Source organism: Lentimicrobium sp. S6 (genome assembly GCF_013166635.1).
Classification (GTDB): Bacteria; Bacteroidota; Bacteroidia; order Bacteroidales; family UBA12170; genus UBA12170.
In genome coordinates this window covers 1-531 of the sequence record NZ_JABKBZ010000279.1, presented here as the reverse complement: position 1 = coordinate 531, position 531 = coordinate 1, and the positions used below count along the sequence as shown (strand labels likewise).

At 37.9% G+C, this 531-nt stretch carries 1 protein-coding gene; it reads left to right on the top strand.

What is annotated here, in order from left to right; translation table 11 throughout:
* Positions 1–449 (top strand): T9SS type A sorting domain-containing protein (locus HNS40_RS22725; RefSeq protein ID WP_172284986.1); only part of this gene is annotated, 449 nt, incomplete at its 5' end.
* Positions 450–531 lie beyond the last annotated feature (82 nt).

Sequence of the window (531 nt, the reverse complement as noted above, 5' to 3'; positions counted from 1 at the left end):
CTGATATTATTCAGCTAGGATTTCAAAATACAGCAAATGGTAAATATTCTATAGGAGTTTTAGATACTGATGGCATTGCAAGTGCTGAATTAGAAGACACCAAACTCAACATTTTTCACGATTTAAGTACAGGAGCGTATAACTTCGATTGGAACACCAACGATTCAGAGGAACGTTTCATACTACACCTCAAAGCTACCGCAACAAATGAACTCGTTGAACAAGAAGCACAAGTATATAGTTCTAATGGTCGAGTCTATATTCGTCAGACCTCCTCTAATGAGTTTAATTCAGTATACATTTATGATTTAGCGGGACGAGTGGTGTATTCTAGTACATTAAGCCAGCAAGAATTACAGAGTATTTCCCTTTCAAATGCTAAAGGGGTATACCTGGTGCAGTTGGTTTCGGATAATGAAGCTATAGTTCAGAAAGTAATTTTGAAGTAGATTTATAGAGATTGATTCGTCGTTCCTCCTCGCAATGACCTTCTTCGTAATGAACATTCTGAGATTGCGAGCAGAGCGAAGC